We start from the raw sequence: 13,664 nt of genomic DNA on the forward strand, positions 1-13,664 counted from the left end.
ACAATAATCACACTGAGGCTGTCTTGATATAGGCAGCCTCTTTCGTCTAAATTAAATTATCAATATGCGAAAGATTTTTATCACTGCTTTTATTTCATTATTCTACTCGCTATCTACTCTTGCTCAAAACGACAAGAAGGAAGATGAACCTATAAAACTCAATGAAATAATTGTAACGGCTACACGCGCTCAAAAGAACTTAAAAAACGTACCTATCACCGTACAAGTAGTTACCGCTGAAGATATTCGCAAATCGCAAGCTACCGACTTTCAATCGTTTTTAGAAACGGAATTTGCAGGTATTAACTTTACTTACGATGGAGGTATGCCTAACATTAATATGATGGGATTTGGAGGTAAATATGTGCTCTTTTTAATGGACGGCGAGCGTATGGCAGGAGAAACTTTTGACAATATTGACTATAATCGTATTGACTTGGATAATATTGAACGTATTGAAATTATCAAAGGGGCTTCTTCCTCTCTTTATGGCTCGAATGCGCTAGGAGGGGTGATTAATATTATTACCAAAAATGCTAAGAAACCTTTTGAAGGTAGCGCGAGTTATCAGTACGAGAGCATAAAAAGTCATAAAGCGAATGTAGGCGTGGGGAGCAAGCAGAAATGGGGTAGTATCCGCCTGACATCTTTTTACAATTTCCGCGAACCTTATGTTTTGGAAGACAGCGAACCATTAACTGTTTATAAGAATGGAACAGCTGTTACCTCTGAAAAAGGAGAACTCAATATTGCGGGGTTTACTACTTATGGGGTTACCCCTAAACTTACTTTCAATTTATCACCTAAAATAGACCTTGCCCTTACGCCTAACTACTACTTCAGCGAGCGCAATCAAGGGACAGAATCTTCAAGGAAACTACGTGATAGATATTATAACTACACTTTATCGGCTAAATCTAACATTGCACTCACTGAGAGCAAAAAATTAAGCCTATCGGGAGCTTTTGACCGCTACGACAAGTTTAACTACTTCCCGTTATTAAAAGAAAAAGAAAAGAACTATGAAAACACCATATGGCGTGCAGGAATGCAATACAACCAATCGCTATGGGAAAAACATTCGTTAGTAGCAGGAGCAGAAATATTTTCAGATGAACTACTCAGTTTTCGTTTTGATAATACGGGTACTGAAGCCAAAGAAAATGCACAAAACTACACTGCTTTCACCCAACAAGAATGGACACTTTCTTCTGCCTTCACCTTGGTAACTGGGGCACGTATAGATTATCATTCACTTTTTAAAGAACACTTTACCTATCGCTTGTCAGCGATGTTTAAGGTAGAGCAGTTTACTTTTAGAGGAGGTTTTTCCACAGGTTTCCGGTCGCCTACCTTGAAAGAACTCTACACTAATTGGTTTCACCCTTGGGGGGGTGGCTTCCAAATAATGGGTAACAAAGACCTTAAACCCGAAACCAGTAATAACCTTAACCTTTCAGTAGATTTCGACAGCAAGAAAGTGAATATTACTGCGATGACGCAACTCTCGTCGGTAAGAGATAAAATAGCCTTCCGCTGGACGGCTGCCAGCGATACTATTCGTTATGTAAATTTTAATGGCAATACTGAGATTGTAAGCTCTGAGATATCGGCGACTTATCACCCTACAAAAGCTTTCCGCTTTAAAGGTTCGTATGCTTACTACTACATTAGCAATAGTACAGGTGAAAACCGCCCGCATACTTTCACTGTAAAAGCTGAATACATTCCTAAGCGTGATGCCCTCTATATTCCTAACGTTGTGTTGAGTGGCAAATACGTAAGTGCTACCCGCATTCACGATACCGATAGTAATAACAATGAGCTCTATACCTATTATGAACCTTATAGTATATGGCATTTGCAACTATTCTCTAAACTTCCCTACCACCTTACCTTCACGGCAGGTATTGACAATCTTTTCGATTATGTAACTAAAACCACGAGTTTCTACTCCAGTATTTCTCCGGGGAGAACTTATCTGATAGGATTGAAGTGGACCTATTGATTTTCAAAAATAAGTTGGGTTAGAAGTAAGAATTCGTACGAATTTCATTCTTCTCTGTTTTTTCACTCAAAATAACTCCATCTTTTTTTCGAAATATATCATAAGAATTCGAAAATAGAAAATTAGGTAAAGAGTATAAGATAAGAGATAAATTGGGTACGGTTAGCTTATAGGAAGCTTATAGGAAGCTTATACGAATCTTGGACGATTGGTATAGAAATGGTATATAAGTAGTTGATTCATACTATAATACAACAATGCCAAAAATGTTAAAAACAGGGTTACGAGGCGAAAGTAAGAGAAAGATAAAATCCTCTTAACACGTACTTACTCGGCAGTTATTGAGAAACTCTCCTAAGGATAGGGGACTTAGCGATGCAAAGGTAAAGACAAAAATAAGGTAAAAGTGGAGGAGATTAGTAAATTTTACAAATTTGTTAGTTCATAATTATTTTATACCTTTGCACCAAAACTAAAAATGAAATGATGTCAGAAGCTTCTTTTTCAGGATTTATACAGACTATCCTTATTATTATATTAGTGTTTTGGGGACTGAGAATCCTCCTGAGAATATTGGCTCCTTATATGATGCGTTTTTTCATAAACAAGGTAAGTGAAAGAATGCAAAAAGAATTCGAGCGTACCCAAAATCAGTACCAACAAAATGCTTATGGGCAAAATCGCTCAGAAGAGAAGGAAGGCAAACAAACTATTATAAATAAGAATTCTCATTCTAAAAACCCTGAAGCTACCAAGCAAGTGGGTGAGTATATAGATTACGAGGAAGTTTGATTTAAGTAAGAGATAAAAGGTAAAAAATAACCAAATGAAAAAAATAGTCCCTCACGTTGTAGTAATAGCGCTATTTGCTGTAATAGCGCTTGCTTTCTTTTATCCTGTATTACAGGGAAAAGGTATCTTCCAAAGCGATATTGTTCAGTATACCGGTATGGCGAAGGAGCGCAATGATTACCGTCAAACAGAAAACAAAGAGACATATTGGACAAACAGCGCTTTTGGTGGTATGCCTACCTATCAGTTAGGGGCACAATATCCTAATGATTTTGTAAAGCAGCTAGACAGAACGTTACGCTTTTTACCTCGTCCTGCCGATTATCTCTTCTTGTACTTTATAGGCTTTTACGTCCTACTTTTGGTGCTAAAAGTGGATTACAAGAATGCTTTCTTGGGGGCTATTGCCTTTGGTCTTTCTACTTACTTGATTATTATTTTAGGGGCAGGGCATAATGCCAAAGCACACGCCATTGCTTATTTTGCTCCTTTATTAGCGGGTATCTTATTGGTATTTCAGCGGAAATACCTTTGGGGAGGATTACTCACAGCAGTAGCGCTGGCGTTAGAAATCTGCGCTAATCACTTCCAGATGACGTATTACCTGCTTTTATTGGTATTGCTCTTAGGCGTAGGCTTCCTTTATAAAGCTATCAAAGAGAAACAACTCAAAGATTTTGCAAAAGCTATGGCAGTACTACTTGGGGCTGTAGTGGTGAGTGTACTGGCAAATGCTACTTTACTGCTCACGACTCGCGAATACGCCGATTGGAGTACCCGTAGTAAATCGACACTTACCATTACTCCTGATGGGACTCCGAAAGAGCAGAACAGCAGTCTATCAAAAGAATATATCACCGAATATAGTTATGGCATCAGTGAATCACTAAACCTTATCGTGCCTCGTCTTTTTGGAGGTTCTAACCACGAAAACTTAGGAGAAAACTCTAAGACGTATCAGTATTTGGTACAATTGGGGGTACCCCCTATGCAGGCATTACAAGAAACACAACGTTTACCCACTTACTGGGGCGACCAACCCATCGTGGCTGCCCCTGCCTATATAGGAGCTGTGGTGTTCTTCCTATTTGTCTTAGCACTTTTTGTAGTAAAAGGTAGAATTAAATGGTGGCTTTTAACGGGCTCAGTAATGGCACTCGTACTTTCGTGGGGCAAGAACTTCGGACTGCTCACTGATTTTATGATAGACTACTTTCCGTTATACAATAAGTTTAGAGCGGTATCGTCTATACAAGTAATTTTAGAACTCTGCGTGCCTATATTGGCGATAGTAGGGTTACAACAGTTCTTAAAAACACCTGAAGAGGAGCGCAAAAAATACTTGCTTTACAGTCTTTATATTTGTTTGGGGGTAATGTTATTGCTTTTCTTAGGAAAAGGATTCTTTGATTTCCAAAGCGCAAACGATGTGTATTACGGCAACAGAGAGATTGTGCAAATGATAGTGGAAGACCGCAAAAGTATTTACACTGCTGATTTGCTGAGAAGCACCGTACTTATAATACTCACGGCTTTGGCTTTGGTGCTTTATCAGTACAACAAAATTCCTCTTAGGGGAATGCAAATAGCACTCTTAGCATTGCTTTTCTTTGATTTGGGAGGAGTAGCCAAACGCTATGTAAACAAAGACAATTTTGTAGATAAATACCTAATAGAAAATCCTTTTGAGGCAACTCCTGCTGATATGGCGATTCTTCAAGACAAGAGCTATTATCGCGTATACGAACCTCAAGTGGGTATCAATGGTGCACGTACTTCGTTTTTTCACCATTCGATTGGAGGCTATCACGCAGCTAAACCCAAGCGCTTGCAAGAGCTCTTCGATTACCAAATAGCCAAAGGAAATATGGAAGTGCTCAATATGCTAAATGTGAAATATATACTTTTGCGCAACCAAGAGGGAGAAATACAACCAATGCACAACGAAGATGCCTTAGGTAATGCGTGGTTTATAAAGCAACTTAGCTTAAAAAACAGTGATAATGAGGTGATGAAAGCTTTAAAAGAGTTTCACCCTTCCGAAGAGGCTTTAGCAACGCTCAAAGATTTGAAAACAAACCTTCCATCACAATACACTGTGGATAGCACGGCTACGATTGCACTAAAACATATGCGCCCTGATGAATTAACTTACGAAAGTAACAATTCTCACGAGGGCTTTGCGGTTTTCTCGGAGATGTTCTACCCTCACGGATGGAAAGCGACTATCGATGGCAAAGAGGCGCCTATCTACCGTGTAGATTACACTTTACGAGGAATGTCTGTACCCGCAGGAAAACACGAGATACGCTTTGCTTTTGAACCCGAAGTAGTAAAAACAGGTAGTAGGTTAAGTCTTGTAGGGTGTATTTTATTGCTTTTATGGCTTGCAGGAGGTATTTTTGTACAATTTAAAAAATGAAAACACTTTTTACTACTATTGGACTACTGCTAATCAGTGTTATTCACGCTCAAGATTTTATAGGCAAAGAATGGCGCATTGATAATTTTTTAGGGGAGTTTCCTGACGTGACCGATGTGTATTTCCTAAAAACGCCTGAGAGTAAATATACTTTTGGCGACCGTATTCTCTTCAATTCAGATGGTACTTTCTCCTCCTGGTTAGTAACTGAATGTGGTAATACCTGCTCTTCTCCTACTATAGGGACTTATGAAGCGGTAGGTAAGTATTTATCTATTCAGGTAGAGAAAATGGAAAAACGAGGGGTGGAATGTGATAGTATTCCTATAGAGCTCAATCTTAATCTCGGTAGTTATTATCTCCACAAAATCTCCAACGATGAATACTACCTCATTAAAAGTACTGGTAATTTTGTTGCCGACAAACAGAAACTAAATGACGTAGCCACTTTACTGCGCTTTATTAAAATTTATGATACACGAGGCAAATCGCCTAATCCTTCTTTCCAACTGAAAAGTGATATTCCTAAAGACGAGCGCATTGGCAAATTCGTACGCAAACTCTTCCATCTCACTACTTATGAAATCCTCAAAGGCTTCCCTGACAACCATAATACTCATTACCTTGTAAAAGACCTTAAAACTAACACCTATTACTACCTACGAGAGGAATATTTTAGCAATAAAGTTACTATTTACTACTTTACTGAAAAAGACTTAAAACAACGTGCTAAAGAATTGAAAAAACAACGATAAATAAGGAAGGTAAAAAGACAAAAGAGGTACCTAACAGAAGAAGCGAGAACCGAAATAAAACTTAAAAAATAAATAGTTCTCAAAACTACTTTATATTAAAAAACAAAAAGGAGCCACAATAATGTAGCTCCTTTTATTGTACCTGAGGAGGGAATCGAACCCTCACTCCGAAGAACACGAGTTTGAGTCGTGCGCGTCTACCAATTCCGCCACTCAGGCTCCTTTTTAATTCGGTTGCAAAAGTACATAAGTTTTTTAAATATACAAAAAAACGATTACTTTTTTACAAAATAATTTATAACAACCTATACTTCAATAGTAACTGCTTTGTTTTTTACAAGGCTACCTTCCTCAAAAAAGAAGTCTACTCTTCCCAAATTAATACCATAACAACCTACTTGATTTACCAAAGTAGTATTTCCTCTTTTATTTGTAACCAAAGTAGGGCGAGGTAAAAAAGTATGTGTATGACCTCCTATAATTAAATCGATATAAGAGGTTTGAGCAGCAACTTTTAAATCGGAGACCTTAGGGCTATTTTTGTAATCATATCCTAAGTGAGAGAGACAGAGTATTAAGTCACAATGTTCTTCATTATAAAGTTTACGTTCCATATCTTGTGCTATCTCTATGGGGTTCAGATAAACTGTTTCGCCGTATTGTTTTTTATTTACCAAACCTTCCAATTCAACACCCAGACCAAAGACTCCTATTTTAATACCATCTACCATATAAATTTTATAGGGTTTTGTGTATCCATTGAGGAGCGTTTTACTTACATCGTAATTAGAAATGATAAAATCAAACTTGGCGTGAGGAAGCTGTGCAAAAAGCCCCTCTACCCCATTGTCAAAATCGTGATTCCCTAAGGTAGCAGCGTCGTATTTAAGCATTGACATTAGCTTAAACTCTAACTCACCTCCATAGAAATTAAAATAAGGAGTGCCTTGAAAAATATCTCCTGCATCGAAAAGCAAGGTATGAGGATTTTCTTTACGTACTTGGTCGATGAGATATGCCCTACGTGCTATTCCTCCTTTATTAGGGTTATGAGGGTCAGTAATAGGAAAAGGGTCGATGTGACTGTGTACGTCGTTTGTATGCAAAATAGTAATTTGTTTTGCATTGCTTGGCTTCATTGATAGTGATAGACCTCCTACCCCCATTAGCAAAGATGAAGCTCCTATGTTTTTAATAAAAGTACGTCTTTTCATAATCGTATTATGGTTTATATTCAAATCGGTTATCTTTTTTAGCGTCTAATACGTCTATTTTTTTGAAATAGTCAATCAGTACATTGCGAAGTTTATAATCTGTTTCATCTACTTTTAAAGAATTTTCGAAGAAGTACATCGCATCTCCCCCATTCATTAAATAATCGGAAGTAGCGACTATATAAGTAGCTTTAGAATCGAAAGGTTTCCCATTGATATTGAAATGAACCACCTTACCATCTTTAGTGATTTGCAAATCTATTTGCTTTGACAGAGGGTGAGGTTTTCGCTCTTTAATCAGATAGTTAAGAAGCTCTTGTACTTTCTCTCCTGACATTGTAAGTACTACTACTTTATTCTCAAAAGGCATTATATCATAAACTGAACCTACTGTAACATCTCCCTTAGGCAAATCGGAACGAATACCTCCCCAGTTGAGCATTACAAAGTCGATATCCTTACCTGTACGTTTTTTGTAAAGAGGATTTACAATTTCGAAGGTAGCATCAGCCATAAAATTACCAATAGCGGTATTTAACGCTTTTTCTTTTCTATCTTTCACCAAATCGGCTGGGTTTTGAGCTAAGACGGTAGACATCTCAGAGGATATGTGTTCGCGATATGGTGTGATAAAGTTTTCTATTTCAGCTTTTTGTGAAATAGTATCGGTAATAGGAATGTTTATAGCTTTTACTCTTGTAAGCTGCGTTTTAGACGAAGAGCAAGAGGCTAAAAATCCTATTGTTACAAGCAATACAAAAAAATAATGCTTCATTACATCAAACTTTTTCATAAATATATTTCTATTTTAAAAATTATTTTTACCTTTGCAATCACACGCAAAATTACAATATATTTTGGACATCGTAAAAAATTATAACATAAAAAATAAAATTCGGAAGAATTTTAAAGCCTTAGAAAGTTATAACAAAAGGTTAGACAACAACTTAGCAAAAGTTGGTTGTATTGTGGATATGGATGTAGTGAAGAATGTAGACCCCTTATTGGAGCTTATAAAATACTATTCCATTCGCCCTGAGAACTATATTGTCTTAGGATATAAGCGTGAATCAGAAGAAACTCACGCTAATGGAACTCCTTTTCTGATTGATAAGGAAATTAATTGGCAAGGAAAGATTAGGAATTACCACGCCGATAGATTAGCTGAACAAGAATATGACTTGCTCATTAATTATTTTAGCGAGCCTAAATTGCCATTGTTGCTATTATCTTCGTCTATCAAGGCTAAATTAAGAGCTGGTTTTGAAGGAATAGGGCTACAGTACAACGATATTGTGATAGCTTGTTCTCCTGCTGATGAAAAGGTTTTTGCTAATGAATTAAAAAAAATATTAGAAACCATTATTCGCAAATAAAAAAATTATGACAAAACAACTAAGAGGAACTGGTGTGGCTCTTATCACACCTTTCACAGCTGAGAAGCGGGTGGATACTAAGGCTCTTACCCGTATAGTAGAATATGTAACTGATGGTGGAGTAGATTTCATTGTAGTTTTGGGAACTACCAGCGAAGCTCCTACTCTCAGTAAGGAAGAAAAGGCTCTTGTGCGAGAGACTATTATCAAGGCTAATAAAAAGCATTTACCCTTAGTATTAGGTATTGGGGGCAATAATACCCAAAGTGTTATTGAGGAAATCAAGAGTACGGATTTAACCCCTTTTGATGCGATTCTATCTGTAACGCCTTATTACAATAAACCTTCGCAAAATGGTTTATATGCACACTTTGCAGCAATAGCCAAAGAGAGTCCTTTACCTATTATTTTATATAATGTACCTGGACGCACAGGGGTATGTATGACCGCTGAAACCATATTGCGATTGGCTAATGACTTTAAGAATATTATAGCTGTAAAAGAAGCTTCGGGTAATTTAGTGTTAGATATGAATATCTTAAAAGATATGCCTAAACATTTCACTTTCTTATCAGGAGATGATACTACGACCCTTCCTTCAGTATATATGGGTGGTAGTGGAGCAATTTCGGTGATTGGGATTGCTTTCCCTAAGGAATTTTCTGAGATGGTACGGTTAGGGTTAAATGGTAATACTTCTAAAGCCAATGCTTTGCAATACGAATTGTTACCTATGATGGCTTTAGCCTTTAAAGAAGGGAACCCCACAGGAATTAAAGCTATTTTGGCTACTCAAGGCTTATGTGAGCCCTATGTACGTTTGCCTTTGGTAGAGGCTTCGGATAGTTTAAAAGAAGAAATAAGAAAAGCTTTAAAATAAAGGGCATTAAAATAAGTGACAAATAAAAAAAGCGGTTTGAAAATTAGCTTTCAAACCGCTTTATGTCTTTCAACTGTTCATTATCAAGATCGTAGATATCATTCTTTATAGTTGCTTCGCCTTTCTTATCTACCGATATAGTGTAGTACAGAATATTAATCATATATTTTGTATTGAGTTTTACACGATACTGATTGCGCTTATTATTGTTCATAAAGTCTTTAACCTTCTCTTCTGTCCAAGACTTTCCATCACCTTCATTCTTCAGTAGATAATAGGCTAATTGCGAAGGATTTTGCACGCGTACACAGCCGTGACTAAGTGCACGTTGCTCACGTTCGAACAAATACTTCGATGGTGTATCGTGCAAATATATACTCATATTATTATTGAGCAGGAACTTCACTAAGCCCAATGAGTTGCGCTCGGAGGGAGCTTCTACAAAATAAAAAGCACGTTTATGCACTAATGGATTCGTCCAATCTACTTCTAAGGGGTCTATCACCTTGCCATTTTCATACATAGTATAACCTCTATTTTTGTATCTTTCGGGGTCTTCTTGCAATAGCATTTGAGGAATCATTTCCTTTCTGATAATACTCTGAGGCACAGACCACGTAGGGCGAAATTCTATTGAACGAATAGAATCGGTGAAAATGGGAGTTGAGCTTTGAGCTCGCCCCACCACTACTTTGGTTTGATATATTAATGAGTCCTTATGATATAAAAAAGTCTATAATCAGGGATATTCACAATTATATAATCATCACCTAAATCATTATTGAAAACACGCATACGCTCCATATTGAGCCTAAGTAAATCGCGCTGGCGTGCTTTATTCATATTCAGACGATTGAGTGTTTGGATACCTAAGGAACCATCGGGAGTAAGCCCATTACTGCGCTGAAATCTTTTCAATGCCCATATAAGGGTACTATCTACTTCCTGAGGGTCGATTTTGGGAACTGACCCAAAGCCTTTTTTAGCTAAGGCATTGCGCAAGCTCTCAACCTCAGGATCGGTATACCCGTAAACAAAGTTTTTAGGGTCTGAAAACTTAATGATACGAATAGTGTCAAGAGGCTGATTTTTGAGTTGTATATACTTATATTTCATTCGTCTATACTGTTCTCCTTTGGGATAAAGACTTGCTAATTTTGCTTCTAAATCATCGTTATCTCCCAAATGTAAAAGCATATCAATATTCCGATATTTATACTTTGGCTTTATCCACGTGTGTTTTCCATAGGCTCTTTTAGAAAAGCGACCAGAAGTAAGGTGCTTGGCAAAAAGCAAAAAAGAGGCGGTAATTTGTTTATCTAAATAAGCCTTATAATCATTAGGGAGTTTATATTTATAGGCACTATCTACCACTTTTTTCAAAGCAGAACGCCTATAAGTTTCGGGGTTTAGACCATCTTCTTCAATACATTTTAAAGCATCTATATATTGCGAAAAGATGCGAGAAGGGATATCTTCGAAGAGCCAACGAGTTTTTCCTCCATTTTCTGTATAATAACTATGGGTTTCGGACTGTATTCCTTTTTTATAAGTAGCATCAAGAACTGTAAGATTTTCGAATGAAGTTACAGAGGTATCTACTGCAATAGTAAGAGCCTCAGTATAAACCTCTTTACCAGCCTCATTTAATGAAGAATTGGGGTGAGAAGTAGTGGGAGTAGTTTTTCTACAGCTTTGTAAGGTGATAAAAATAGCTATTAAAACTGCAATTTTTATCTTTAAATCAATATGAATCATATTAAAAACATATTTTGGGTGCAAAGATAAGGATAATTAGGGAATTAGCAAATGTGAAAATTAGGAAATTAGTAAATGTGAAAATTAGCAGATTAGCAAATTTGGGAATTAGCAAATGATGGGGAGAGATTTAAATAGTTATTTGATTGGTCGGAATGAGGTAGAACTTTCGGAAGTAAACGAAAAATACCAGAAGTACACTGAGGGTAATTTTGAAGAGAAAAGGCTATTAGGAAGGTATGCTTAGCTTATAGGAAGCTTATAGGAAGCTTATACGAATCTTGGACGATTGGTATAGAAAGGGTATATAAGTGATTGATTAATAATATGATACACCAACGCAAAAAAATGCTAAAAACGGGGTTACGAGGCGAAAGAAAAGGTAAGGTGAGATATTGGAGAAATATGGAGGAACTCTAAAAAACTCGGAGGTAAAATATGCTTAACTTATAGAAATCTTATACGGAATCTTGTACGATTATTATAGAACAGCCTTTTAAACTTCTATAAAATAAGGAGTTATATTATAGAAAAACACCTTATTAACCGTATCAATACACTTTTTTAGCTGTTTAGTTTTTAGTTTCCACTTTTTTTCAGTACCTTTGCACAACTTTTTAAAATAGACAAAAATGTTTGATAATTTAAGTGATAAATTAGAGAAAGCCCTACATAACTTAAAGGGACACGGTAAGATTACCGAAATAAACGTAGCTGAAACACTGAAAGAAGTGCGTCGCGCTTTGCTTGATGCCGACGTGAATTATAAGATAGCCAAAGATTTTACCAATAACGTAAAAGAAAAAGCCTTAGGACAACAAGTGCTCACTACCCTACAACCAGGGCAGTTAATGGTGAAGATTGTAAAAGATGAGCTCACCCAGCTAATGGGAGGAGATGCTGCTGGGGTGAACCTATCGGGGAATCCTACTGTTATATTGATGTCGGGGTTACAAGGTTCTGGTAAGACTACTTTCTCAGGAAAATTGGCTAACTACCTCAAAAATAAAAGAAATAAAAAACCATTGCTCGTAGCGTGCGACGTGTATCGTCCTGCTGCGATAGACCAATTACATATTGTAGGAGAACAGGTGGGGGTACCTGTTTTTTCGGATAAAGGGAACAATAACCCTGTGGATATTGCCAAAAAAGGGGTGCAATACGCCAAAGAAAACCACTTGAACGTGGTGATTGTGGATACCGCAGGTCGGTTGGCAGTAGACGAGCAAATGATGACCGAAATATCGAATATCCACAAAGCACTGAACCCACAAGAAACCCTTTTTGTAGTAGATGCGATGACGGGGCAAGATGCTGTAAACACGGCTAAATCCTTCAACGATGTGCTAAACTTCGATGGGGTTGTCCTTACCAAACTCGACGGGGACACCCGCGGTGGGGCGGCTATCACTATTAAATCGGTAGTGAATAAACCTATCAAATTCGTAGGTACCGGCGAGAAAATGGACGCTATTGATGTGTTTTATCCCGACCGTATGGCTGACCGTATTCTCGGTATGGGCGACGTGGTATCATTAGTAGAACGCGCTCAAGAACAGTTTGATGAAGAGCAAGCGCGCAAATTGCAAAAGAAAATTGCAAAAAACCAATTTGGGTTTGACGACTTTCTTGAACAAATACAGCAAATTAAGCGTATGGGTAGTATGAAAGACCTCCTTGGTATGCTACCTGGTGTAGGCAAAGCAGTGAAAGACCTCGATATCAAAGATGACGCTTTCAAGCATATCGAAGCAATTATCCATTCGATGACTCCAAAAGAGCGCAATACGCCTGCTATCATAGATTTAAACCGCAAAAAACGAATTGCCAAAGGTAGCGGTCGCGATATTCAAGAGGTAAACCAACTAATGAAACAGTTTGAGCAAATGAGTAAGATGATGAAAATGATGCAAGGTGGCGGGGGCAGAAAGATGATGCAGATGATGCAGGGAATGAAGTAAGTGAAATGTTAAAAATATAACTATGCTAAAGAAATTCATAGAGACCGTAGTAAAAAATAAAGAAGTGTTTTACTTAGAGGTAAACGAATCGTTTGCTATGTGTGGTTCGCAAGCCTTCTACATTGAGGAAACCAAAGAAGCTATTCCTGTAGCCCTCTTTTGGGAAGACGAAGAGAAAGCTGTAGCTTGTAAAGCCAATGAATGGGCTAAGGGAATTGTAAAATCGGCTACCTTAGAAGAGTTTATTGAGATATGCTTTGGAATGCAAGTAGAAACAATGGCAGTGGGTATTGGGTTCAACGCTGATTTATCAGGAGGAGAAGAACTCGTACCTGTTGATTTGATAAAAGCATTGATAAAAGAAATTGACAGAACAAAAACAGCGGTTACTTTTAGTGACTCGTTCGAATCATTAGCCCAAGTAAAACAACTTTTGAACCAAATAGAGCTTGACATCACCGATGAAGAAGCTCTTTAACCACTAAAAACACAATCAGT

General features: G+C 37.4%; 10 protein-coding genes, 1 tRNA gene and 1 pseudogene. 8 read left to right on the top strand and 4 right to left on the bottom strand.

Going from position 1 to position 13,664, the window contains the following annotated elements; genetic code table 11:
• Window positions 1–64 precede the first annotated feature (64 nt).
• The 4 genes from C3V44_RS03350 (at window position 65) to C3V44_RS03365 (ending at window position 5,977) form a co-directional block, all read left to right on the top strand.
• Entirely contained in the window at window positions 65–2,008 is a 1,944-nt protein-coding gene (locus tag C3V44_RS03350) for a TonB-dependent siderophore receptor (protein ID WP_106095524.1), read from the top strand.
• A 483-nt stretch (window positions 2,009–2,491) separates the two neighbouring features.
• A complete protein-coding gene (locus C3V44_RS03355) occupies window positions 2,492–2,800 on the top strand; it encodes a DUF4834 family protein (protein WP_009411402.1) in 309 nt (102 codons plus the stop codon).
• A gap of 34 nt (window positions 2,801–2,834) precedes the next feature.
• On the top strand, window positions 2,835–5,222 hold the full coding sequence (locus C3V44_RS03360; RefSeq protein ID WP_106095525.1) for a YfhO family protein: 2,388 nt from the start codon (window positions 2,835–2,837) through the stop codon (window positions 5,220–5,222).
• Window positions 5,219–5,977 (top strand): hypothetical protein, encoded by a 759-nt coding sequence (locus C3V44_RS03365; protein WP_106095526.1) that lies wholly within the window; start codon window positions 5,219–5,221, stop codon window positions 5,975–5,977. The genes C3V44_RS03360 and C3V44_RS03365 overlap by 4 nt, the downstream gene beginning before the upstream one ends.
• A 139-nt stretch (window positions 5,978–6,116) precedes the next feature.
• Here C3V44_RS03365 and C3V44_RS03370 read toward each other — a convergent pair.
• From C3V44_RS03370 to C3V44_RS03380, 3 genes are all read right to left on the bottom strand, one after another.
• A tRNA-Leu gene (locus tag C3V44_RS03370) sits at window positions 6,117–6,196 on the bottom strand.
• A gap of 86 nt (window positions 6,197–6,282) precedes the next feature.
• On the bottom strand, window positions 6,283–7,191 hold the full coding sequence (locus tag C3V44_RS03375) for a bifunctional UDP-sugar hydrolase/5'-nucleotidase (protein ID WP_106095527.1): 909 nt from the start codon (window positions 7,189–7,191) through the stop codon (window positions 6,283–6,285).
• A 7-nt stretch (window positions 7,192–7,198) separates the two neighbouring features.
• The gene (locus tag C3V44_RS03380; protein ID WP_106095528.1) at window positions 7,199–7,984 is read right to left on the bottom strand and encodes a 5'-nucleotidase C-terminal domain-containing protein; all 786 of its coding nucleotides are present in this window, start codon (window positions 7,982–7,984) and stop codon (window positions 7,199–7,201) included.
• Window positions 7,985–8,018: 34 nt separating this feature from the next.
• Here C3V44_RS03380 and C3V44_RS03385 point away from each other — a divergent pair, with 34 nt between their 5' ends.
• Together C3V44_RS03385 and dapA are read left to right on the top strand one after the other, a co-directional pair.
• Complete coding sequence (locus C3V44_RS03385; protein ID WP_002671644.1) at window positions 8,019–8,567, top strand: hypothetical protein; 549 nt, start codon at window positions 8,019–8,021, stop codon at window positions 8,565–8,567.
• A 7-nt stretch (window positions 8,568–8,574) separates the two neighbouring features.
• Complete coding sequence (gene dapA, locus C3V44_RS03390) at window positions 8,575–9,447, top strand: 4-hydroxy-tetrahydrodipicolinate synthase (protein ID WP_106095529.1); 873 nt, start codon at window positions 8,575–8,577, stop codon at window positions 9,445–9,447.
• Between the two features lie 43 nt (window positions 9,448–9,490).
• On the opposite strand, the pseudogene C3V44_RS12560 reads toward dapA, so the two are convergent.
• A pseudogene (locus C3V44_RS12560) lies at window positions 9,491–11,205 on the bottom strand (murein L,D-transpeptidase).
• 632 nt (window positions 11,206–11,837) lie between these two features.
• Here C3V44_RS12560 and ffh point away from each other — a divergent pair.
• Together ffh and C3V44_RS03405 are read left to right on the top strand one after the other, a co-directional pair.
• Window positions 11,838–13,166: a signal recognition particle protein gene (gene ffh / locus C3V44_RS03400; RefSeq protein WP_106095530.1), complete on the top strand. Its 1,329-nt coding sequence runs from the start codon at window positions 11,838–11,840 to the stop codon at window positions 13,164–13,166.
• A gap of 22 nt (window positions 13,167–13,188) precedes the next feature.
• Window positions 13,189–13,644 (top strand): DUF2750 domain-containing protein, encoded by a 456-nt coding sequence (locus C3V44_RS03405; RefSeq protein WP_106095531.1) that lies wholly within the window; start codon window positions 13,189–13,191, stop codon window positions 13,642–13,644.
• Window positions 13,645–13,664 lie beyond the last annotated feature (20 nt).

It is taken from the genome of Capnocytophaga sp. oral taxon 864 (genome assembly GCF_002998835.1).
Taxonomy (GTDB): domain Bacteria; phylum Bacteroidota; class Bacteroidia; order Flavobacteriales; family Flavobacteriaceae; genus Capnocytophaga; species Capnocytophaga ochracea.